The sequence below is a fragment of the Pseudomonas sp. BNK-44-b genome (assembly GCF_047456245.1).
In the GTDB taxonomy this organism is placed as follows: Bacteria; Pseudomonadota; Gammaproteobacteria; order Pseudomonadales; family Pseudomonadaceae; genus Aquipseudomonas; species Aquipseudomonas machongensis.
Map to the genome: position 1 here is coordinate 4,097,360 of NZ_CP179908.1, position 22,262 is coordinate 4,119,621.

The 22,262-nt window shown below is 63.6% G+C and carries 22 protein-coding genes and 1 other RNA gene; 5 read left to right on the forward strand and 18 right to left on the reverse strand.

All coding sequences use genetic code 11. From position 1 onward, the window contains the following. Positions 1-43: 43 nt before the first annotated feature. The 16 genes from ftsA to rsmI all read right to left on the reverse strand — a co-directional run bounded on the left by ftsA (position 44) and on the right by rsmI (position 17,183). The gene (gene ftsA, locus ACMGGG_RS18810; RefSeq protein WP_414154205.1) at positions 44-1,300 is read right to left on the reverse strand and encodes a cell division protein FtsA; all 1,257 of its coding nucleotides are present in this window, start codon (positions 1,298-1,300) and stop codon (positions 44-46) included. Between the two features lie 14 nt (positions 1,301-1,314). Next, positions 1,315-2,184, reverse strand: coding sequence for a cell division protein FtsQ/DivIB (locus ACMGGG_RS18815; protein WP_054894011.1), 870 nt, complete (start codon positions 2,182-2,184; stop codon positions 1,315-1,317). 5 nt (positions 2,185-2,189) lie between these two features. Further along, positions 2,190-3,146, reverse strand: a complete 957-nt coding sequence (locus ACMGGG_RS18820) for a D-alanine--D-alanine ligase (RefSeq protein WP_054894010.1) — start codon at positions 3,144-3,146, stop codon at positions 2,190-2,192. Beyond that, entirely contained in the window at positions 3,143-4,597 is a 1,455-nt protein-coding gene (murC, locus tag ACMGGG_RS18825) for a UDP-N-acetylmuramate--L-alanine ligase (protein ID WP_054894009.1), read from the reverse strand. The genes ACMGGG_RS18820 and murC overlap by 4 nt, the downstream gene beginning before the upstream one ends. Then, positions 4,590-5,669, reverse strand: a complete 1,080-nt coding sequence (gene murG, locus ACMGGG_RS18830; RefSeq protein ID WP_054894008.1) for an undecaprenyldiphospho-muramoylpentapeptide beta-N-acetylglucosaminyltransferase — start codon at positions 5,667-5,669, stop codon at positions 4,590-4,592. The genes murC and murG overlap by 8 nt, the downstream gene beginning before the upstream one ends. Next, on the reverse strand, positions 5,659-6,873 hold the full coding sequence (gene ftsW, locus ACMGGG_RS18835; protein ID WP_054894007.1) for a putative lipid II flippase FtsW: 1,215 nt from the start codon (positions 6,871-6,873) through the stop codon (positions 5,659-5,661). The genes murG and ftsW overlap by 11 nt, the downstream gene beginning before the upstream one ends. Beyond that, a complete protein-coding gene (murD, locus tag ACMGGG_RS18840; protein ID WP_063546009.1) occupies positions 6,870-8,216 on the reverse strand; it encodes a UDP-N-acetylmuramoyl-L-alanine--D-glutamate ligase in 1,347 nt (448 codons plus the stop codon). Before murD ends, ftsW begins: the two co-directional genes overlap by 4 nt. 6 nt (positions 8,217-8,222) lie before the next feature. Beyond that, complete coding sequence (gene mraY, locus ACMGGG_RS18845) at positions 8,223-9,305, reverse strand: phospho-N-acetylmuramoyl-pentapeptide-transferase (protein WP_054894005.1); 1,083 nt, start codon at positions 9,303-9,305, stop codon at positions 8,223-8,225. Next, on the reverse strand, positions 9,305-10,672 hold the full coding sequence (locus ACMGGG_RS18850; protein WP_414154206.1) for a UDP-N-acetylmuramoyl-tripeptide--D-alanyl-D-alanine ligase: 1,368 nt from the start codon (positions 10,670-10,672) through the stop codon (positions 9,305-9,307). Before ACMGGG_RS18850 ends, mraY begins: the two co-directional genes overlap by 1 nt. Continuing rightward, positions 10,665-12,152 carry a UDP-N-acetylmuramoyl-L-alanyl-D-glutamate--2,6-diaminopimelate ligase gene (locus tag ACMGGG_RS18855; protein ID WP_414154207.1) on the reverse strand — a complete coding sequence of 496 codons (1,488 nt, stop codon included), beginning with the start codon at positions 12,150-12,152 and terminating at the stop codon, positions 10,665-10,667. Before ACMGGG_RS18855 ends, ACMGGG_RS18850 begins: the two co-directional genes overlap by 8 nt. Then, positions 12,152-13,882: a peptidoglycan D,D-transpeptidase FtsI family protein gene (locus ACMGGG_RS18860; protein WP_162714455.1), complete on the reverse strand. Its 1,731-nt coding sequence runs from the start codon at positions 13,880-13,882 to the stop codon at positions 12,152-12,154. The genes ACMGGG_RS18855 and ACMGGG_RS18860 overlap by 1 nt, the downstream gene beginning before the upstream one ends. Next, on the reverse strand, positions 13,882-14,175 hold the full coding sequence (ftsL, locus tag ACMGGG_RS18865; protein WP_063546012.1) for a cell division protein FtsL: 294 nt from the start codon (positions 14,173-14,175) through the stop codon (positions 13,882-13,884). Before ftsL ends, ACMGGG_RS18860 begins: the two co-directional genes overlap by 1 nt. Further along, a complete protein-coding gene (gene rsmH / locus ACMGGG_RS18870; RefSeq protein ID WP_054894000.1) occupies positions 14,172-15,119 on the reverse strand; it encodes a 16S rRNA (cytosine(1402)-N(4))-methyltransferase RsmH in 948 nt (315 codons plus the stop codon). Before rsmH ends, ftsL begins: the two co-directional genes overlap by 4 nt. Further along, positions 15,116-15,571 (reverse strand): division/cell wall cluster transcriptional repressor MraZ, encoded by a 456-nt coding sequence (gene mraZ / locus ACMGGG_RS18875; RefSeq protein ID WP_004575120.1) that lies wholly within the window; start codon positions 15,569-15,571, stop codon positions 15,116-15,118. The genes rsmH and mraZ overlap by 4 nt, the downstream gene beginning before the upstream one ends. Positions 15,572-15,880: 309 nt before the next feature. Next, positions 15,881-16,240, reverse strand: an RNA gene (gene rnpB / locus ACMGGG_RS18880) — RNase P RNA component class A. Positions 16,241-16,307: 67 nt separating this feature from the next. Continuing rightward, positions 16,308-17,183 (reverse strand): 16S rRNA (cytidine(1402)-2'-O)-methyltransferase, encoded by an 876-nt coding sequence (gene rsmI, locus ACMGGG_RS18885; RefSeq protein ID WP_414154208.1) that lies wholly within the window; start codon positions 17,181-17,183, stop codon positions 16,308-16,310. 187 nt (positions 17,184-17,370) lie between these two features. Between rsmI and ACMGGG_RS18890 the strand changes: the two genes are divergently transcribed. The 5 genes from ACMGGG_RS18890 to ACMGGG_RS18910 all read left to right on the forward strand — a co-directional run bounded on the left by ACMGGG_RS18890 (position 17,371) and on the right by ACMGGG_RS18910 (position 21,115). Then, entirely contained in the window at positions 17,371-19,188 is a 1,818-nt protein-coding gene (locus ACMGGG_RS18890; protein WP_414154209.1) for a penicillin-binding protein activator, read from the forward strand. Then, the gene (locus ACMGGG_RS18895; protein WP_054893998.1) at positions 19,188-19,559 is read left to right on the forward strand and encodes a YraN family protein; all 372 of its coding nucleotides are present in this window, start codon (positions 19,188-19,190) and stop codon (positions 19,557-19,559) included. The genes ACMGGG_RS18890 and ACMGGG_RS18895 overlap by 1 nt, the downstream gene beginning before the upstream one ends. A gap of 88 nt (positions 19,560-19,647) precedes the next feature. Further along, positions 19,648-20,241, forward strand: a complete 594-nt coding sequence (locus tag ACMGGG_RS18900) for a phosphoheptose isomerase (RefSeq protein ID WP_054893997.1) — start codon at positions 19,648-19,650, stop codon at positions 20,239-20,241. After that, entirely contained in the window at positions 20,238-20,816 is a 579-nt protein-coding gene (locus ACMGGG_RS18905) for a BON domain-containing protein (RefSeq protein WP_063546017.1), read from the forward strand. The genes ACMGGG_RS18900 and ACMGGG_RS18905 overlap by 4 nt, the downstream gene beginning before the upstream one ends. Positions 20,817-20,896: 80 nt before the next feature. Then, positions 20,897-21,115 (forward strand): YgdI/YgdR family lipoprotein, encoded by a 219-nt coding sequence (locus tag ACMGGG_RS18910; RefSeq protein WP_063546018.1) that lies wholly within the window; start codon positions 20,897-20,899, stop codon positions 21,113-21,115. 46 nt (positions 21,116-21,161) lie between these two features. On the opposite strand, the gene ACMGGG_RS18915 is transcribed toward ACMGGG_RS18910, so the two are convergent. Further along, complete coding sequence (locus ACMGGG_RS18915) at positions 21,162-21,593, reverse strand: ClpXP protease specificity-enhancing factor (protein ID WP_065864173.1); 432 nt, start codon at positions 21,591-21,593, stop codon at positions 21,162-21,164. A gap of 10 nt (positions 21,594-21,603) precedes the next feature. Further along, entirely contained in the window at positions 21,604-22,227 is a 624-nt protein-coding gene (locus ACMGGG_RS18920) for a glutathione S-transferase N-terminal domain-containing protein (protein WP_063546019.1), read from the reverse strand. Between the last annotated feature and the right edge of the window lie 35 nt (positions 22,228-22,262).

Consider the following 22,262-nt stretch of genomic DNA (forward strand, 5'->3'; position numbering starts at 1 on the left):
TACAGTTCTCTAGTTTTTGCGCCTACCACTACTGCTTTGAAACTTAGAAGTTGCCTTGGACCCAGCGCTTGAAGCGCTCAAGCACCGGGGCCTTAGGTTCATCGCCATAGCTGTTGCTGCTGCTGTTGCCGGTCAGGGGCAGGTCCTCGGTCTGCTTTTGCAGGCCGTAGGTGAGCAGTCCCACGCCGGTTGAATAGATCGGGTTGCGCACCACGTCGCTCAGCCCCCGAACGCTGTGCGGCACGCCGAGGCGTACCGGCATGTGGAAGATTTCCTCGGCCAGTTCCACGGCGCCTTCCATCTTCGATGTACCGCCGGTCAGGACGATGCCGGCCGGCACCAGATCCTCGTAGCCGCTGCGACGCAACTCGGCCTGGATCAGGGTGAAGAGCTCGTCGTAACGCGGCTCGACCACTTCTGCCAGGGCCTGGCGCGACAGTTCGCGCGGCGGACGATCGCCGACGCTCGGCACCTTGATGGTCTCGCCGGCGCTGGCCAGCTTGGCCAGGGCGCAGGCGTAGCGGATCTTGATTTCCTCGGCGTACTGCGTAGGTGTACGCAGGGCCATGGCGATGTCGTTGGTGACCTGGTCGCCGGCGATCGGGATCACCGCGGTGTGGCGGATCGCACCCTCGGTGAAGATCGCGATGTCGGTGGTGCCGCCGCCGATGTCCACCAGGCACACGCCCAGTTCTTTCTCGTCATCGGTCAGCACCGAATAAGCCGAGGCCAGTTGTTCGAGAATGATGTCGTCAATCTCGAGGCCGCAGCGGCGCACGCACTTCTCGATGTTCTGGGCGGCGTTGACCGCGCAGGTGACCACATGGACTTTCGCTTCCAGACGCACGCCAGACATGCCCAGTGGCTCGCGCACACCTTCCTGGTTGTCGATCACGTAGTCCTGCGGCAGGGTGTGCAGCACGCGCTGGTCGGCCGGGATGGCCACGGCCTGGGCAGCGTCGAGCACGCGCTCGAGGTCGGCGACGCTGACCTCACGGTCGCGGATGGCGACGATGCCATGGGAGTTCAGGCTGCGGATGTGGTTGCCGGCAACACCGACGAACGCCGAGTGGATGCGGCAGCCGGCCATCAGCTGCGCTTCTTCCACCGCGCGCTGGATCGACTGCACGGTCGACTCGATGTTTACCACCACGCCTTTCTTCAAGCCGCGGGACGGATGCGTACCAATCCCGACGATCTCGAGGGTGCCGTCCGCCGCCACTTCGCCAACCAGCGCCACCACCTTGGAGGTGCCAATGTCCAGCCCGACGATCATTTTGCCGCTATGCGCGTTTGCCATGGTCCTGCCTCTCTCTAATTCTTCGCAACGGCGGGTTGGGCCGTCGTCGGTGCATTCGGTTCCCGCCAGCCAACCGCTAATCCGTTGGCGTATCGCAGATCGATGCGGGCGATGTTGGTGATCTGCTCTTTGAGTGTCTTGTCGTATATGGCAATGAACCGGCGCATCTTCTCCACCAGATGATCGCGCCCCAACAGCAGCTCGATGCCAGGACCGGCGCTACCCGCACCGGTGGTCAGGAACCAGCTGCCTCGCTCGCGCAGCTCCAGGCGAGCGATGGAGAAGCCCATGGGGCGCAGCATCTGGCTCAATACCTGATACTGCTGCATGACTTGTTGCTGAGCGCGCTGCGGCCCGAACAGCTGCGGCAAATGCTCATAGTTGGCCAGCTCACGCGGGGTGAACGCCTGGCCCTGGTTGTTGAGCAAGGCCTCATCGCCCCAGCGCGCGACCGGCAGTTGTTCCTCGAGGCGGATCACCACCTCGTCCGGCCATACCCGACGCACTTCGGCGTGGGCGATCCATGGCATCTGCTCGAGTTCTGTACGCATCGCCGGCAGATCGACACTGAAGAAGCTCGCCGCGACATAAGGCGCGATACGCTGCTGCACCGCCTGCTGGCTGATGTAGCTCAGGTCGCCTTGCACGGCGATCTTGGTGATCGGTCGGTCGGCGTAAGGCATCAACCGGATCGCGCCTTCGTAGGCGCCGAAGCCGGCAGCGACCAGCAGCACCGGCCACAGCAGGCGTTTCAACCCACCGAAGCTGGGCCGTGGCAGGCGCGCCGATACGGGCTCGTCGGCCACCAGTCGGCTGGCACCGCGCGGCACCGGCTTGCTGCGGCCGGTGACGGGTTGCTGCTGACGTATCATCGCGCCTTGCATGGCTCTTAACCTCGCGTCGCTACGCTTTCGGCCAGGATCGCCAGCACCAGCTGCTGGAAGTCCAGACCGGCCGCGCGGGCCGCCATGGGCACCAGGCTATGATCGGTCATGCCGGGTGCGGTGTTGACTTCGAGCAGCCAGAACCGGCCCTGCTCGTCCTGCATTACATCCAGACGGCCCCAGCCCTCGATGCCGATGGCATCGCAAGCGCGGGCAGTCAGGTCCATCAGTTCCTGTTCCTTGCCAGCGTCCAGGCCGCATGGAATGCGGTACTGGGTGTCGTTGGCGATGTACTTGGCGTCGTAGTCGTAGAACACATGCGGCGTACCCAGTGCGATCGGTGGCAGCACCTGCCCGCGCAGCACCGCAATGGTGAACTCCGGACCGTGGATCCATTGCTCGACCAATACCTGGGAGTCGTACTTGGCGGCGTCCTTCCAGGCGGCAACCAGCTCTTCGACGCTGTTCACCTTGGCCATGCCGATGCTGGAACCTTCATGGGCCGGTTTGACGATCAGCGGGAAGCCCAGTTCCTTGCCGGCCTCGACACAGTCGCTTTCGCTGGCCAGCACGGCGTGACGCGGGGTCGGAATGCCCAGGCTCTGCCACACCTGCTTGGTGCGCAGTTTGTCCATGGCCAGCGCCGAGGCGAGGATGCCGCTGCCGGTGTAGGGAATGCCCAGGCACTCGAGCAGGCCTTGCATGCTGCCGTCTTCACCACCACGGCCGTGAAGAATGATGAAGGCGCGGTCGATCTTCTCGCTTTGCAAGCGGGCGAGCAGATCGTCACCCACATCGATGGCAACCACATCCACGCCGGCCGAGGTCAGCGCCTCGATCACCGCGGCGCCCGACTTGAGCGAAACCTCGCGCTCGGCGCTCTTGCCGCCATACAGCACGGCGACGCGGCCGAAGGCCTTGACGTCGAGCGTGGAGTGCAGTTTGTCGTAGGCGGTACTCACAGCGGTTTCTCCTGCTTGGCGACAGCGCCAGCGAACAGCGGGCTTTTCATCAGTTGCGGGGCCAGGCCACCCACATCGCCGGCACCCTGGCAGATCAGGATGTCGCCAGCGCGCAGCAGTGGCTTGACCAGTGGCGCGAGCTCGGCACCACGTTCGATGTAGATCGGGTCCAGCTTGCCGCGCTGGCGGATGCTGTGGCACAGCTGGCGGCTGTCGGCGCCGGGAATCGGCTCCTCGCCGGCCGGGTAGACTTCCATCAGCAGCAGCACGTTGGCATCACCCAGCACCTGCACGAAGTCGTCGTACAGATCGCGGGTGCGGCTGTAGCGGTGCGGCTGGTAGACGATCACCAGGCGCCGGCTCGGCCAACCGCCGCGCACGGCCTTGATCACCGCCGCCACTTCGGTGGGGTGATGGCCATAGTCGTCGACCAGCATCACGCTACCGCCCTCGACTGGCAGCTCGCCGTACACCTGGAAGCGTCGCCCCACACCCTGGAAGCCCGACAGGCCCTGGATGATGGCGTCGTCACTGATGCCCTCGTCGGTGGCAATGGCGATGGTGGCCAGGGCGTTGAGCACATTGTGGTTGCCCGGCATGTTCACCGACACCTCCAGCGGCTCGCAGTCGCGACGCAGCACGGTGAAATGCGTCTGCATGCCCTGCTGGCGCACATTGATGGCGCGGATGTCGGCCTCTTCGCTGAAGCCGTAGGTGACGGTCGGACGCTTGACCTGAGGCAGAATCTCGCGCACGACCGGGTCGTCCAGGCACATCACGGCCAGGCCGTAGAACGGCAGGTTGTGCAGGAACTCGACGAAGGTCTTCTTCAGTTTGTTGAAGTCACCCTCGTAAGTCGCCATATGATCGGCGTCGATGTTGGTGACGACAGCGACCATCGGCTGCAGGTGCAGGAAGCTCGCATCGCTTTCATCGGCTTCGGCGATCAGGTAGCGGCTGGTACCGAGCTGGGCGTTGGTGCCAGCCGCAGTCAGACGGCCACCGATGACGAAGGTCGGATCCAGGCCACCGGCAGCGAACACCGAGGCCAGCAGGCTGGTGGTGGTGGTCTTGCCGTGGGTACCGGCGACAGCAATGCCGTGGCGGTAGCGCATCAGCTCGGCCAGCATCTCGGCACGCGGCACCACCGGGATACGGCGTTCGAGCGCGGTGGCAACTTCAGGGTTGGCCGGATTGATTGCGCTGGAAACCACCAGTACATCGGCGGTGGCAGCGTTCTCGGCACGGTGACCCACGAAAATTTCGGCGCCGAACGACTCCAGGCGCTGGGTGACCGGCGAGGCCTTGAGGTCGGAACCGGACACTTCGTAGCCCAGGTTCAGCAGCACTTCGGCGATACCGCACATGCCCACGCCGCCGATACCGACGAAGTGAATGCGGCGAATGCGGCCCATCTTGGGCTGCGGCATGGCTTTCTGGCTTTCAACCATGGGCCACCTCCAGGCAGATATCGACCACGGTGCTGGTTGCAGCAGGCTTGGCCAGGCGGCGCGCAGTGCCGGCCATGGTGTTGAGTTTCTCGGGTTGCATCAGCACCTCGTTCAGGCGTTCAGCGAGCTGCGCTGCGCCAGTTGTCGCTTGTGGCATCAGGAAGGCGGCACCTTCGCGAGCCAGATATTGGGCGTTGTGAGTCTGGTGATCGTCGATCGCGTGGGGCAAGGGCACCAGCATCGAGGGCAGGCCCGCCGCCGCGAGTTCGCTGACGGTCAGGGCGCCGGCCCGGCACACCACCATGTCGGCCCAGCCATAAGCGTGGGCCATGTCTTTGATGAAAGGCTCTACCTGAGCCTCGATACCGGCCTCGCGATAACGCTCGGCGGTGATCGACGCATGTTGCTTGCCAGCCTGGTGGAACACCTCTGGCCGCAGGTCTGCAGTCACTTCGGACAGGGCCTTAGGCAGCAATTTGTTCAATGGTTCCGCACCGAGGCTGCCACCGAGTACCAGAAGACGCGCACGACGCCCGGCAAGTGCCGCACGAGGCGTTTCCAGGAACAGTTCGGGGCGCACCGGGTTACCGGTGGTCCGACGCTTCTCGCTGGCAGCGAAAGTGTCGGGGAAAGCTTCGCAGACTCGCGCGGCCAGTGGCACAAGCAGGCGATTGGCGGTACCTGCACGGGCGTTCTGTTCGTGAATCACCAGCGGCACACCGCACAGCCGCGCGGCAACACCGCCTGGGCCTGTGACATAGCCGCCAAAGCCCAGCACGCACACCGGCTTGAGCTCACGAATGATGCGCCGCGCCTGCAGCACGGCCTTGACCAGGGTGAACGGCGCCTTGAGCAGCGACAGCTTGCCCTTGCCCCGCAGCCCGCTGACCTGGATCAGGTGCAGCGGCAAGCCAGCCTGGGGCACCAGTTCGTTCTCGATACCCCGTGGCGTACCGAGCCAGTGCACGCTGTAGCCGCGCGCCTGGAATTCGCGGGCGCAGGCCAGGGCCGGGAATACATGCCCCCCGGTGCCACCGGCCATGATCAGTACGTTCTTGCCATCAGCGGCCATGACTGGTCTCCTCGGCAAAATCGCTCTCCTTGAACTCGTGCTCCTCGCTGCCCAGGTGCGTTCGACTCTCCCACTCGATACGCAGCAAAAGCCCCACGCAGGCGCAGCAGATCACCAGCGAGCTGCCCCCGTAGCTGAGGAATGGCAGCGTCAGCCCCTTGGTCGGCAGCAGGCCCACGTTCACACCGATGTTGATCAGGAACTGGCCGATCCACAGGAAGGCCAGGCCGAAGGCCATGTAGGCGGCGAAGAACTGCTTGGCCTTCTCGGCCCACAGGCCGATGTACAAGGCGCGGATGGTGACGAACACGAACAGCGCCACGGTGCACAGCGAGCCGACTACGCCAAGCTCTTCGGCCAGCACCGAGAACACGAAGTCGGTGTGCGCCTCGGGCAGGTAGAACTGTTTCTGTACGCTGTTGCCCAGGCCAACGCCCAGCCACTCGCCACGACCGAAGGCGATCAGCGCCTGGGTCAGCTGGTAGCCCGAACCGAACTGATCGGACCAGGGGTCGGTGAAGGTGATCAGACGCGCCATCCGGTAGGGTTGCGCCTGGACCAGGATGAACACCGCGACCACCGCCAGCACCACCATCAGCGAGAAGCGGAACAGCCCCACCCCTCCCAGGAACAGCATGGCCGCCGCAGCGCCCATCATCACCACGGTGGCGCCGAAGTCCGGCTCCATCAGCAGCAGGCCTGCCATGGGCAGCAGGACGATGAACGGCTTGAAGAAGCCCATCCAGCTCTCGCGCACCTCGGTCTGGCGGCGTACCAGGTAACCCGCCAGATAGATGACCACGAAGACCTTGGCGATCTCCGAAGGCTGGACGTTGAAGAAGCTGAAGCCGATCCAGCGCATCGAACCGTTCACTTCCCGACCGATCCCCGGCACCAGTACCAGCACCAGCAAGCCGAAGGCGCCGATCAGCATCATGAAGCCCATGCGCTGCCAGGTGGCGATCGGCACCATCATGGTCACACCGCAGGCAACAAGGCCGATCGCGACGTACACCAGGTGACGGATCATGTGATAGAGCGGATTGCCGGACTGCACGGCGGCCACTTCCGAGGACGCCGAGGTGATCATCACCAGGCCCAACCCCAGCAAGGCCAGGCAGCCGGCAAGGAAGGCGAAGTCGATGTCGATGCCACGACCGCTGATCAGCGGCGACGGATACGGCTTGATGATGCCGAAGATCATGCCAGCCCCTCCGCTGCCTGGGCGAACAGGCGCCCGCGTTCTTCGAAGTTCTTGAACATGTCGAGGCTGGCGCAGGCCGGCGACAGCAGCACCGCGTCACCTGGCTGGGCGAGCTCGGCGCAGCGCTGCACGGCTTGGTCCAGGGTCTTGACCCGGACCAGCGGCACGCTGTCGCCGAACGTCTCGGCCAGGCGCTCGGCGTCACGCCCCAGCAACACCACAGCGCGGCAATAGGCGGCGACTGGCTGACGCAAGGCGGCAAAATCAGCGCCCTTGCCGTCGCCACCGGCGATCAGTACCAGCTTGCCTTCGATGTCGGCACCCAGGCCTTCGATGGCCGCCAGGGCAGCACCGACGTTGGTAGCTTTGGAGTCGTCGTACCAGTTCACGCCATTGCGCTCGCGGATCCACTGGCAGCGATGGACAAGGCCCTTGAACTCGCGCAGAGCCTCGAGCATCGGTTCGAACGGCAGACCGGCGGCATGGCCCAGAGCCAGGGCTGCCAGGGCATTGCTCTGGTTGTGCGCACCGCGGATCTTCAGCTCGCGCACCGGCATCAGGGTCTGGAATTCGAAGGCCAGATACTTCTCGCCCTCCACTTCACGCAGGCCAAAGGCCTTGAAGTCCGGGGCGTTGAGGCCGAATGTCCAGCATGGACGACCTTCGACAGGCAGGGGCCGGCTGAGGGCGTCCTGACGGTTGACTACCACCTGTCGCGCACCGCGGAAGATGCGGTGCTTGGCCAGGTGATAAGCCGGCAGGCCACTGTAGCGGTCCATGTGGTCTTCGCTGATGTTCAGCACGGTGGCCACTTCGGCGTTGAGCTGATCGGTAGTCTCGAGCTGGAAGCTCGACAGCTCCATGACGTACAACTCGACCGCATCGTCGAGCAGGTCAAGCGCCGGGGTGCCGAGGTTGCCGCCGACAGCGACACGCTTGCCGGCCTTGGCAGCCATTTCGCCGACCAGGGTGGTCACCGTGCTCTTGGCGTTGGAGCCGCTGATGGCAACGATGGGTGCCTTGGCATGGCGTGCGAACAGCTCGATGTCACCGGAGAGTTTCACGCCGCGCGCGGCGGCCTGCTGCAACGCCGGGGTAGCCAATGCCAGGCCCGGGCTTACGTAGAGCTCGTTGGCGCGGCACAGGAAGTCCACATCCAGTTCACCACAGCGCACTTCCACCTGCGGGTATTCACGGCGCAGGGTTTCCAGTTCCGGCGGTTGCTCGCGGGTATCGGCGACCGCAAAGGCAATGCCCCGGTTCGCCAGGAAGCGAACCAGGGACATGCCGCTCTTGCCGAGGCCGACAACGATGCGGAATTGGTCGGAAGCGATCAGTGACACGCTCGTTTACCTCAGCTTCAGGGTGGCAAGGCCGATCAGCACCAGAATCACGGTGATGATCCAGAATCGGACGATCACCCGCGGCTCGGGCCAACCCTTGAGTTCGAAATGGTGATGGATCGGCGCCATGCGGAACACACGCTTGCCGGTCAACTTGAACGATGCGACCTGGATCACCACCGACAGGGTTTCCACCACGAAGATGCCGCCCATGATGAACAGCACGATTTCCTGGCGGACGATCACGGCGATGGTGCCCAGCGCCGCACCCAGCGCCAGGGCACCGACGTCACCCATGAAGACCTGTGCCGGGTAGGTGTTGAACCAGAGGAAGCCCAGGCCTGCACCGATCAGCGCACCGCAGAACACGATCAGCTCACCCGAGCCCGGCACATAAGGGATCAGCAGGTACTCGGCGAACTTCACGTTGCCCGACAGGTAGCAGAAGATGCCCAGCGCACCGCCGACCATCACCGTCGGCATGATCGCCAGACCATCGAGGCCGTCGGTCAGGTTGACCGCGTTGCTCGAACCGACGATGACGAAGTAGGTCAGCACCACGAAGCCAACGCCCAGGGGAATGGTGAAGTCCTTGAGGAACGGCACGATCAGCGTGGTTTCAACGCTGGTCGGGGCGGTCATGTAGAGGAAGACCGCAGCCCCGAGGCCGAACACCGACTGCCAGAAGTACTTCCAGCGGCTCGGCAGGCCACGCGAGTTCTTCTCGATCACCTTGCGGTAGTCGTCGACCCAGCCGATGGCGCCGAACAGCAGGGTGACGATCAACACCACCCATACATAGCGATTGGTCAGGTCGGCCCAGAGCAGGGTGCTGATGGCGATGGCAGACAGGATCAGCGCACCGCCCATGGTCGGGGTGCCGGACTTGGACAGGTGCGATTGTGGGCCATCGTTACGCACAGCCTGGCCGATCTGGCGAATCTGCAGGGTACGAATCATCCAGGGCCCCAGCCACAGTGCCAGGGACAACGCCGTCAACACACCCAGGATCCCGCGCAGGGACAGGTACTGGAAGACCGCGAAGCCCTTGTAGAACTGTTGCAGATACTCAGCCAACAGCAGCAGCATTAATGTTTCTCCCCGCTGGCACCACACAATGCAGCCACGACGTTTTCCATCGCAGCGCTGCGCGAGCCCTTGATCAAGATAGTGGTGTCGCTGACGCTCTCGGCACGAACGGCGTCGATCAGCTCAGCTTGAGTAGCGAAATGGCGGCCATTGGCGCCGAACGCCTGGACCGCATTAACCATGTTGGTGCCAGTCGCGTACAAGGCATCGACCTTGCCGCGTGCGTAGTCGCCCACCTGACGGTGGCCTTCCTCGGCCCATTGCCCCAGTTCGCCGATATCCCCGAGCACCAGGACGGTGCGTCCGGAAAAGCCGGCGAGTATATCAATGGCGGCACACATCGAGGTGGGATTTGCGTTGTAGGTGTCGTCGATCACCCGCGCACCGCTGGGCGCGATCTGTGCCACGGAACGGCCCTTGACCGGCTGCACTGCGGCAAGGCCGGCGGCGATGCCCGGCAGGCTCACACCTACGGCATGGGCGCCAGCCGCAGCGGCCAGCGCGTTGGCGACGTTATGCGTGCCAAGCAGGTTCAACTGCACCGGCGCACTGCCGCTTGGGCCGTGCAGGGTGAACGAGGGGCAGCCGCGCGCGTCGCGACCGATGTCGCTGGCGTAGAAGTCGGCCTTCTCGTTGCTCAGGGCAAAGCTCAGCACCTGGCGCGCGCCGGCGCGCTTGTGCCAGATGTCAAAGGCCTTGTCGTCCAGGTTGAGCACGGCGATACCGCCCTCACCCAAACCTTCGAGAATCTCGCCCTTGGCCTCGACGATCTTCTCCAGCCCGCCGAATTCACCCACGTGGGCGGTGCCAGCGTTGTTGAGGATGACGACTTGTGGCCGGGTCAGGCCAACGGTGTAGCGAATCTCGCCGATGCGCGAAGCACCCAGCTCGATCACCGCCGCACTGTGATCGGGCGCGATCTCCAGCAACGTCAGTGGCGCGCCGAGGTCGTTGTTCAGGTTGCCACGGGTGGCATGTACCAGGCCGCGGGTGCGCAGAATGGAGGCCAGCATCTCCTTGACCGTGGTCTTGCCGCTGGAGCCGGTGATGGCGACCACCGGTTTGTCGAAGGCGGCGCGATTGAGCGCGCCCACTAGGCCAAGCGCCACGCGGCAATCGGCGACCAGCAACTGCGGCAAGTCGACATCGGCGATTTCGCGCTCGACCAACGCGGCCACGGCGCCCTTGGCCTTCACATCGGCAAGGTAGTCGTGGCCATCGAAACGCGGGCCGGTCAGTGCAATGAACAGTTGCCCCGCAGCCACGCTGCGGCTGTCGATGCTGACACCGGTGAAGGTGGCGTCGGCCCCGACCAGACGAGCACTCAGTGCTGCGGTCAGCTGGCTGAGTGTCATGGGCTTAAGCATGTGGAGCCTCCCAGGCTGAAAGCGCCTTCTCGGCTTCGACCAGATCGGAGAAAACAAGGCGCTCGCCATTGATCTCCTGGTAATCCTCGTGCCCCTTGCCGGCCAGCACGATCACATCGTCGGCGGCAGCGGTGGCGATCAGGTGTGCGATGGCTTCGCCACGACCGGCGACGAACTCGGCGTCGGCAGGCTTGGCGAAACCTGGGCGAATGTCATCGAAGATCCGCAGCGGATCCTCGGTACGCGGGTTGTCGTCGGTGACCAGCACGCGGTCAGCCAGACGCTCGGCCACTTCGGCCATCAGCGGACGCTTGCCGCGATCGCGATCCCCGCCGCAACCGAACAGGCACAGCAGCTTGCCGTGGGCGTGCGGACGCAGGGCTTCGAGCACCTTTTCCAGCGCATCGGGGGTGTGCGCGTAATCGACCACCACCAGCGGTTTGGCTCCCCCGCCCAGGCGCTGCATGCGACCGACAGGTCCTTGCAACTGCGGGATGACTTTCAGGATTTCGTCCAGCGAGTAATCCAGCGCCAGCAGCGTGGCCACGGCAGCGAGCATATTGCTCAGGTTGAAACGCCCGAGCAGTTGGCTGCGCAGTGTGCGTTCGCCTTGAGCGGTGACCAGGAGGGCGCGCACGCCATCGTCGTCGAAATGGGCTTCGCGGCAGAACAGCGAGGCGTCCGGGTTTTCCAGGCTATAGCTGAGCAGCCGGGTTTCGATATGATCGGCACTCGGGCGGCGAGCAAAGTCCTCGGCCAGACGACGACCAAAGGCGTCGTCCAGGTTGACCACCTGCCAACGCAGGCTCGGCCAGGCGAACAGCTTGGCCTTGGCGGCCTCGTAGGCCTGCATGCTGCCGTGGTAGTCCAGGTGATCGCGCGACAGGTTGGTCATCACCGCGATATCGAAGGCCAGTGCTGCCACGCGCCCCTGCTCCAGGGCATGGGAAGACACTTCCATCGCCACGGCCTCAGCGCCACCCTTCTTCAGGTCGTTGAGCGTGGCTTGCACGGCAATCGGATCCGGCGTGGTCAGGCGGCCGCTCTGCAAGTCTCCGTAGAAACCGGTGCCCAAGGTGCCGATCAGACCGCAGCGCTGGCCCAACTGATCAAGGGCCTGGGCGAGCAGTTGCGTCACGCTGGTCTTGCCGTTGGTGCCCGTCACACCGACCAGATTGAGTTGGCGGCTCGGCTCGCCATAGAAGCGGCCGGCGATGGCCGACAGTTGCGCGATCAGGCCCTTGACCGGAATCAGCGGCACGTCGGTCAGCGGCAACACCGTGGCGCCCTGCTCTTCATAGGCGATGGCCGCAGCACCACGGGCAAGCGCATCGGCGATGTGATCACGACCATCGACCTTGGCACCTGGCACCGCCAGGAACAGATCACCCGGCCGCACCTGGCGACTGTCGAGTGTCAGCTCGCGAATCAACGGATCGCGGCTGGCGTGGGCGAAAAGCTTGCTCAATGGCATCGTCATCAACCACGCCCTCCCTTGGCGGGTACTGCACTGGCCTGCTGCGCGTTCGCGGGCGGCAGGTTATCCGGCGGCACGTTCATCAGCCGCAGGGTGCCGGACATGACCTTGCTGAACACCGGCGCCGATACCAGGCCACCGAAGTAGCCGCCCTTGCCCGGCTCGTCGATGACCACGACGATGGCGTAGCGCGGGTCGCTCATCGGGCCGAAGCCTGCGAACAGCGAGCGGTAGGCGTTTTCGGTGTAGCCCTTGGAGCCGACCGTGGCCTTGCGCGCCGTACCCGACTTGCCAGCGACGTGGTAGAACGGCACCTGGGCGCGGAACACCCCACGCGGCGCCTCGATCACCTGCTGCAACATGCCCTGCACGGTCTTTGCGGTTTCTTGCGGAATGGCTTGCACGGCTTCCGGCGCCTTGTCGACCTTGAGAATCGACAGCGGCACCATCTTGCCGTCGTTGGCCAGCGCGGCGTAGGCGTGAACCAACTGCAGGGCGGTGACCGATACGCCGTAGCCGTACGAAAGCGTGGCCGTCTCGGCCTTGCGCCATTCGCGATGATTGGGCAGGTTGCCAACACGCTCGCCCGGGAAGCCCAGGCCGGTGTACTGCCCCAGGCCGACCTGCGACATCACCCGATAGATGGCTTCGCCGCCGATATCGAAGGCGATCTTGCTCATGCCGACGTTACTGGAGTTGATCAGGATGCCGGTCAGGTCGAGGATCGGGCCCTCGCTCCTGGAAACGTCCTTGATGGTGTAGCGACCGATCTGCAGGCTGCCCGGATACACCTCGACCTTGTCGGTCGGTTTCCAGCGCCCGCTCTGCAGGGCCGCACTCATGGAGATCGGCTTGACCGTCGAGCCGGGCTCGAAGACATCGATGATGGCCCGGTTACGCATGGCTGCCGGGAACATGCTGCGGCGGTTGTTGGGGTTGTACGTTGGCTGGTTGACCATCGCCAGGACCTCGCCGGTCTTGACGTCCATGATCACCAGGCTGCCGGCCTTGGCGTCCTGTTCGGCGATGGCGTTGCGCAGCTCGCGAGTCGCCAGGTACTGGAGGCGCAGATCTATCGACAACGCCAAGGTCTTACCGGCCTTGGCGTTCTTGGTGACTTGAATATCCTTGATCAGGCGACCGCGCCGGTCCTTGATCACTTGTCGCTTGCCAGGCACCCCGGCCAGCCACTCGTCATAGGCGAGCTCGACACCTTCACGGCCATGGTCATCTAGGTCGGTGAAACCCACCATGTGCGCGGTGACATCACCCGCCGGATAGAAGCGGCGGAACTCTTCGAGGCCGTAGACACCGGGCACTTTAAGGTCGAGCACCTGCTGGCCCTGCTCGGGCGTGAGGCCACGAACCAGGTAGATGAACTCCTTGTTGGCCTGCTGGGTGAGGCGCTCGATCAATTGCTGCGGGTTCTGCCCCAGCACGGCGGCCAGTTGCGGCCAGCGATCCTTGGACGCCTGCATCTCCTTGGGGTTTGCCCACAGCGTGGTGACCGGCGTACTGACAGCCAGAGGCTCACCATTACGGTCGGTGATCAGGCCGCGGTGTGCAGGAATCGGAATATGGCGCAGGCTGCGAGCATCACCCTGGCCCTTGAGGAAGTCGCGATCGACCACCTGCAGGTCGATGATCCGCCAGCTGATGGCGCCGACCATCAACGCCAGCAGGCCAACGACGACCCGGAAGCGCCAGGGGTAGAGTGCACCCTCGAGCTTCATCATGGCGTCACCATCCGCACTTCGTCAGCGTTGGGCACGCGCATCTTCAACTGGCCGGCGGCCAGGCTTTCGATGCGGCTGTGGGCAGTCCAGGTGCTCTGCTCGAGAATCAGGCGCCCCCACTCAGCCTGGGCCTTGTCGCGTTCGCTCAGCTCGTTGTAGAGCGTGTTGAGCAACTGGCGGTTCCAGTGCGCGCTGTAGGAGACAGCGATGGCCGACACCAGCACGCCAACGAACAGCAGAAGCATCAGGAAGCTTCCGCCTGGCAATGGCTTGGCGAACAGGCGACTCACCGCAGCTTCTCCGCCACGCGCATGACGGCGCTGCGCGCACGCGGGTTGGCCTTGAGTTCGGCATCGGAGGCAAACTGCGCCTTACCGATCAGCTTGATACGAGGTTCGAAGACCTTGTGCTGCACCGGCAGGTTGCGTGGCAGGTTATCCGCCTCGCCCTTGACCAGCTTGCGCATGAACAGTTTGACGATACGGTCTTCCAGCGAGTGGAAGCTGATCACCGCCAGGCGGCCGCCGACTTCCAGCGCCTCGAGCGCGGCGTCGAGGCCGGCTTCCAGGTCACCCAGCTCGTTATTGACGTGAATGCGCAGCCCCTGGAAGGCGCGAGTTGCCGGGTTCTTACCCTTTTCCCAAGCAGGGTTGGCGACCTTGAGCACTTCGGCCAGGTCGGCAGTACGGGTGAACGGCTGCTTCTCGCGACGCTCGACCACCGCACGCGCCATGCGGCCGGCAAAACGCTCCTCGCCGTACTCCTTGAACACGCGGGCTATTTCTTCGACGGGGGCGGTCGCGATGAACTCGGCCGCGCTGATGCCCTGGCCCGGATTCATGCGCATGTCCAGCGGGCCATCGTTGAGGAAACTGAAGCCGCGCTCGGGATCGTCCAACTGCGGCGAGGAGACACCCAGGTCGAGCAGGATACCGCTGACCTTGCCGTCCAGCGCGCGCGCGCGCACTTCATCACCGAGCTCGGCGAAGCTGCGCTGCACAATGACAAAGCGGCCGTCTTCGGCCGCCAGCGCTTGCCCCGTGGCAATCGCCTGTGGATCCTTGTCGAAGCCCAACAGCCGCCCTTGCGGCCCGAGCTTGCTGAGAATGAGACGACTGTGCCCTCCGCGACCGAAGGTCCCGTCCAGATAGCAACCGTCGGCGCGCAGGGCCAATGCCTCGACAGCTTCGTCGAGCAATACGGTGATGTGGTTGAAGCCGCTATCTATCGTCACAGGATCAGGTCACGCAGTTCATCGGGCATGGCGCCCGGTTGTTGAATAGCTGCGAGGTCGGCTGCCGAAACCGCGTTCCAGGCATCCTCATCCCACAGCTGGAATTTGTTCAGTTGCCCCACCAGCATCGCCTTCTTGTCGAGCTTGGCGTACTCACGCAAACGGGGCGGCACCAGGAAACGACCACTGCCATCGAGCTCCAGGTCCACCGCGTTACCGATCAGCAAACGCTGCAGGCGACGGTTTTCCTCACGCAGCGACGGCAAGGCACGCAACTTGGCTTCTATCTGCTCCCACTCATCGAGGGGATAAACACACAAGCAGGGGTCAACAGCGTCGATGGTCACGATAAGTTGACCATTGCAACGCGAATCGAGCTCGTCACGGTACCGGCTCGGCATGGCGAGACGGCCCTTTGCATCGAGGCTGACGGCGTTGGCTCCGCGGAACACGGCTGCGATTCCCCACAATGTTAACTTTTTTGTGCCAGAAAACCCACTTCATCCCACTTTCTGCCACTTGCGCACACTATAGGAATCCGTCCGCCACACCGTCAAGGCGCGTTCATAAGGAAAACCCTTACAGGACCGAGATTTAGCGCAACAAAGGAAGGCGGAAGGACTACCGGGAGAAAAAACTGGCGGGAAAAATCAAGCGCACTCAAACGGATAGAGTGTGAAGTTAAAGTGAATTATCAAGAGTAAGAACTTTTCGGCATTACCAGAAGGGATCTGCTATCGATTCAAGCAGGAAAAGAAGAGGTGGAGAGTCGATCTGTAAGCCGGGTTTTGTCGAGGACAGTCATTCCTCTACGACGGCCATCACTGGACGCCTCTAGCAACCTACCCGGTTCCGACGCGGGCCACGCCATAAGGAACCCTATTTGGTCTTGCTCCGAGTGGGGTTTACCTAGCCACGAACTGTTGCCAGTCGTGCGGTGCGCTCTTACCGCACCTTTTCACCCTTACCGGCACCGAAGTGCTTAGGCGGTTGTTTTCTGTGGCACTTTCCGTAGGCTCGCGCCTCCCAGGCGTTACCTGGCACTCTGCCCTGCGGAGCCCGGACTTTCCTCCCCCTGCTTTTGCGGAACAAATGCAGGCAGCGACTGTCCGATCGACTCTCCGCCGGTAAGGGTAACGGCAGGCGCGAGCAAGAACAAGCAATACCGCAAACAATATCATTACGCCATCAATGGCTTTTCTGTTTATCCAGCGCCGCTTGATAAAGAAGATTCTTGCGCACCCCGGTGATTTCCGCCGCCAATGCCGCCGCCCGCTTGAGCGGCAATTCCGCCAGCAGCAGGTCCAGTACACGCATGGCGTCGCTGCTGATCGCCTGATCGTCTTGCGGCGCACTCCAGCCCGCGACCAGCACCACGCATTCCCCACGCTGCTGATTGGTATCCGCTGCGACAAAGGCGCGCAACTCGGCCAACGCCAACCCCTTGAGCGTCTCGAACGTCTTGGTCAGCTCTCGCGCCAGAACGGCCGGGCGCTCTCCCCCGAATACCGCCTCCATGTCCTCCAGGCATTCGAGGATGCGATGCGGCGCCTCATAGAAGATCAAGGTCCGGGGCTCCTCCTTGACCTGCTCCAGTCGCGCACGGCGCCCGACAGCCTTTGCCGGCAGGAAGCCTTCGAAGATGAAGCGATCAGAGGGCAGCCCCGCTGCCGACAGCGCAGCGATCAGCGCACACGCCCCTGGCACCGGCACCACCCTCACCCCGGCAGCCCGCGCCTGGCGCACCAGGTGATAGCCCGGATCGGAAATCAGCGGTGTGCCGGCGTCGGACACCAGCGCCACATCGTCACCCGCCAGCAAGCGCGTGATGAAGCGACTGCCTTCGTCGCGCTCGTTGTGCTCATGGCAGGCCGCCAGCGGCGTCTCGATGCCGAAGTGCTGCAGCAGGCGCACAGAATGGCGGGTATCCTCGGCCGCGATCAGCGCCACGCCGGCCAGCACCTTGAGTGCCCGGGCGCTCATGTCGTCGAGGTTGCCGATGGGCGTCGCAACGACGTAAAGCGTACCCGCTATGGATTTTGGAACCCCTGCAACATCAGTCACTGCACACACCTGTCTTGCCGATCAAAGGCGCCATTGTAGCCCGAGCGCCCGCAACAAGGCGCAAAGAACTTGGCCGTCATCCCCTGACATGCGACCTATAGTGAAGGATCAGCGTCAGCAAGATCGCGCCCCGGCCAGCGCTTGGGTACAATTGCCGGCCAACTTGATCGAGTAACAGGACCCTTACATGATCGCTTGCCTGCGGCTGCTCACAGCCCTCTGTCTCGCTGCCCTGCTGGCAGCCTGCGCCAGCTCGCCCTCATCCAGCCTGGGCGAACTGCCACGCACCCCCGACGCCAGCATCGAGCAACTGCTCGAGAAGGCGGCTTCCAGCAAGTCCGCCGAAGACGCCGCGCTGCTGCGCCTGAGCGCCGCCGACATGGCCTACCGGCAGAAGGACTTCCCACGCGCCGCACGCATCCTCGAGCAGGTTCCACTGGACACGCTCAAACCCGCCCAACAGGTGTTCGCCAGCACCCTCGCCGCCGAACTGGCGATGAGCCGCAACCAGCCCAAAGCCGCCCTCGACGCCCTGTCGCACCCAAGCCTGCAACGCGTCGGCGAGCTGCCCGAAGAGCTGCAGGTACGCACCTATAGCGTGCATGCTGCAGCCCTCGAAGCCGACGGCCAGGCACTCCCTGCTGCCCAGCAGCGCGTCTTGCTCGCCCCACTGCTCAGCGGCCCGGCCGCAGCCAAGAACAACGATGCTATCTGGTCGCTGGTAGCCTCGCTGCCCGCCGACCAATTGCAGCAACCGACCAGCAATCCGACCCTCGCCGGCTGGACCAGCCTGGCCCTGGCGGTCAAGACCGCCGGCACCCTGGAACAGCAACAGGCCGCCATCGACACCTGGCGCCAGCAACATGCCGATCATCCGGCCGCCAAGCAGTTGCCTGACGCACTGGTCAAACTCAAGCAACTGGCCAGCCAGCCACTGACCAAGATCGCCCTGCTGCTGCCACAGGAAGGCCCGCTGGCCGGTGTAGCCCGTGCACTGCGCGACGGCTTCATGGCAGCCCACTTCCAGGCCCAGCAATCCGGCCAGCCAGCGCCGGCGGTTCAGGTTTTCGACAGCTCGCGCCTCACCTCGCTGGATGACTTCTATCGCCAGGCCCAGGCGGCCGGCGTACAGCTGGTGATCGGTCCGCTCGAAAAACCACTGGTGAAGAAACTCGCCGACTACCCGCAACTGCCCATCACCACCCTGGCGCTGAACTACGCCGAGGCCGGGCAGAAATCGCCACCACAACTGTTCCAGTTCGGCCTCGCCGCCGAGGACGAAGCCCGCGAAGTCTCTCGCCGTGCCCGCGCAGACGGCCTGGTCCGCGCCGTGGCCCTGGTGCCGAGCGGCGAATGGGGCGACCGCGTGCTCGCAGCTTTCCGCCAGGACTGGGAAGGCAACGGCGGCACCCTGCTCGCTGCCGAGCGCATCGCCCAGCCCGTGGCCCTGGCTCAACAGATCGCCGATCTGTTCCAGCTGCGCCAGAGCGAAGGTCGCGCCAAGAGCCTGCAGAGTGCCGTGGGTGGCAATGTCGCCGCACAACCGTCGCGTCGCCAGGACATCGACTTCATCTTCCTCGCTGCCACCCCGCAGCAGGCCCAACAGATCAAGCCGACCCTCAACTTCCAGTACGCGGGTGACGTGCCGGTCTATGCGACCTCGAACCTCTACAGCGCCAGTGGAGACGTGAACCAGTACAACGACATGAACGGCATTCGCTTCTGCGAAACCCCATGGCTGCTGGACAACACCAACAGCTTGCGCCAGCAGGTGGTCCAGCAGTGGCCGCAGGCTGCCGGCAGCCTGGGTCGCCTGTACGCCATGGGGGTCGATGCCTATAGCCTGGCGCCACGCCTCGGCCAGCTCAAGGCGCTGCCTGACAATCGGGTCGAGGGCCTGTCCGGCAGCCTGAGCATCAACGCCAACCAGCGTATCGAGCGCCAACTGCCCTGGGCCGAGTTCTCCGGCGGCCAGGTCAAGCGCCTGCCGGACACGGCTCGCTGATGCCCGACGCCTCGCCTACCAGCGCCGGGCTCGCGGCAGAAAACCAGGCCCTCGATTATCTTCGAGGGCAAGGCCTGCAGCTGCTGACGCGCAATTGGCGATGCAAGGGAGGCGAGCTTGATCTGGTCATGCTCGACGCCGATACAGTAGTATTCGTCGAAGTCCGCTACCGCTTGCACGTGGACTTCGGCGGCGCCGTCGGAAGTATCGACGGGCGCAAGCAGAAACGCCTGGCGCTTGCCGCCAACATGTTCCTGCTGAAGGAGCCCCGCTGGGCCGATCACCCCTGCCGCTTCGACGTAGTCGCCCTGCAGGGCAGCCACCATGCAGGTCGGCCGCTTCAATGGCTGAAAAACGCCTTCGAATGCTGAACCCATTCCGATTTCTTTGCTCTATGTTTCGCGGGCTGGCCCCTGTCGCGCGTCGCGCAGGCCTCCGCCGCACTTAAGGTCACACCAGATGGACATGCAATCCCGAATTCGCCGGCTGTTCCAGGCCAGCATCGATACCAAGCAACAGGCAATGGACATCCTGGCACCGCACATCGAGCAGGCCAGCCTGGTCATGGTCAACGCGCTGCTCAACGAGGGCAAGATGCTCGCCTGCGGCAACGGCGGCTCGGCGGGTGACGCCCAGCATTTTTCCTCGGAACTGCTCAACCGCTTCGAGCGCGAGCGTCCGAGCCTGCCGGCCATCGCCCTGACCACCGACAGCTCGACCATCACCTCGATCGCCAACGATTACAGCTACAACGAAGTCTTCTCCAAGCAGATCCGCGCCCTGGGCCAACCAGGCGATGTACTGCTGGCGATCTCCACCAGCGGCAACTCGGCCAATGTGATTCAGGCGATCCAGGCCGCACATGATCGTGAAATGATTGTCGTAGCATTGACCGGACGTGACGGCGGCGGTATGGCTTCGCTGCTGCTGCCCGAGGATGTGGAGATCCGCGTCCCCTCCACGGTCACTGCGCGCATCCAGGAAGTCCACCTGCTGGCGATCCATTGCCTGTGCGATCTGATCGACAGCCAACTGTTCGGGAGTGAAGAATGATCCCCAAGCGCCTCGGCCTCATGGCCCTGACCCTGTGCCTCGGTATTTCCGGCTGCAGCTCGGTATTGACCTCGACCCGCAACTCGCCGATCGAGGATGACCGCGGCACACGCACCATTGGTAGCAAGATCGACGATTCGCTGATCGAAACCAAGGTTTCGGTCAATGTGGCCAAGGCAAGCCCAGACCTGGACAAGGGCTCGCACATCGTCGTCAGCAGCTACAACGGCATCGTCCTGCTCGCCGGCCAGACCCCGCGCGCCGACCTGAAGAGCCTCGCCGAGCAGACCGCCGGCCAGGTACAACGGGTCAAGAAGGTGCATAACGAACTGCAGGTGATGCAGCCCTCGTCGATCCTGGCACGCAACAACGACACCTGGCTGACCACCAAGATCAAGACCCAGATGATCGGTGACGCCAACGTGCCCAGCTCGCGCATCAAGGTGATCACCGAGAACGGCATCGTCTACTTGCTCGGCCTGGTCACCCAGCAGGAAGCCAACGCCGCCACCAACGTGGTTCAAGGTGTGTCTGGCGTACAGAAGATCGTCAAGCTGTTCGAGTACATCGATTGATATCCAGGGCCACGGCGCGCGATGAATGAGCGCTGTGGCCCATCGCACCAGGTATTGCCGCAAACAACCCAGGAAAGCCCATGAAGAAGTCCCTGCTGTCCCTTCTCGCCATCACCGCCTTCGCCACCTTGGCCGGCTGCTCCACCCCGAGCACGATCACCCTCAACGACGGCCGCGAGCTGCAGACGCTCGACACGCCAAAGTTCGACAAAGATTCGGGCTTCTACGAATTCAAGCAGCTGGACGGCAAGCCGACCCGCATCAACAAGGACCAGGTCCGCACGATCAAGGACCTGTAATCCGAACTTGAATAAAAAAGGCGATCCGGATGGATCGCCTTTTTTATTACTTGACCACTTTCAAGCTCGGCCGCCCAGTGGGTCGCGGCGGCTGGCCACCACCCTCCGGCGGGCCATCATCATCAGGCTCGACGCCTTCGTCATCGAGCTCTTCGCCATCCATCAACGGCGGCTCCAGCTCGAACACCATGCCCTGGCCATTCTCTCGAGCATAGATCCCCAGGATCGCGCCTGCCGGCACATAGAGCGAATGGGCCACACCACTGAAGCGCCCCTCGAAGCTCACCGCGTCGTTGTCCATGTGCAGGTTACGCACAGCGCTGGGCGAGATGTTCAAGACGATCTGGCCATCGCTGGCAAATCCCTGGGGCACCTGGACCGCCGGATACTCGGCATTGACCAGCATATGGGGGGTGCAATCGTTGTCGACGATCCACTCGTACAGTGCTCTAACCAGATAGGGGCGACTGGAGTTCATCAACGGCTCCTTAAAGCTTGCGCATTTCACGTTCAGCAGCGGACAGGCTCGCCTGGAAAGGCTCGCGGGCGAACTGTCGCTCCATATAATCCAGCAGCGGCTTGGCTTGCCGCGGCAGTTCGATACCCAGGACCGGCAATCGCCAGAGTATGGGCAGTAGACAACAATCGACCAGGCTTTGCTCCTCGCTCATGAAGCAGGGAAACTCGCCGAACAGCGCCGAGACACCAGTCAGACTCTCGCGCAGCGACTTGCGCGCCTCGCCACGCGCAGCCTCGGCGGCACGCGGATCGAGAATGACATCAGCCAGTGCACACCAGTCACGCTGGATACGGTGCATCAGCAGGCGGCTGTTGCCGCGCGCCACCGGGTATACCGGCATCAGCGGCGGATGAGGATAACGCTCCTCGAGGTATTCCATCACCACGGTCGATTCGTACAACGCCAGGTCGCGGTCGACCAGGGTTGGCACGCTGCCATAGGGGTTCACTTCGATCAGTTTGGGCGGCAGACGATCGGCGATGACGTCGATGATCTGCACACTGACGCCCTTCTCGGCGAGAACAAGGCGTACCCGATGAGAATAATGGTCAGCGGGGTCGGAATAGCAGGCTAACCTGTTGGTCGCGCCCATGTAGCTCCTCCTCGCATGGGGATGCTTGTGAAACT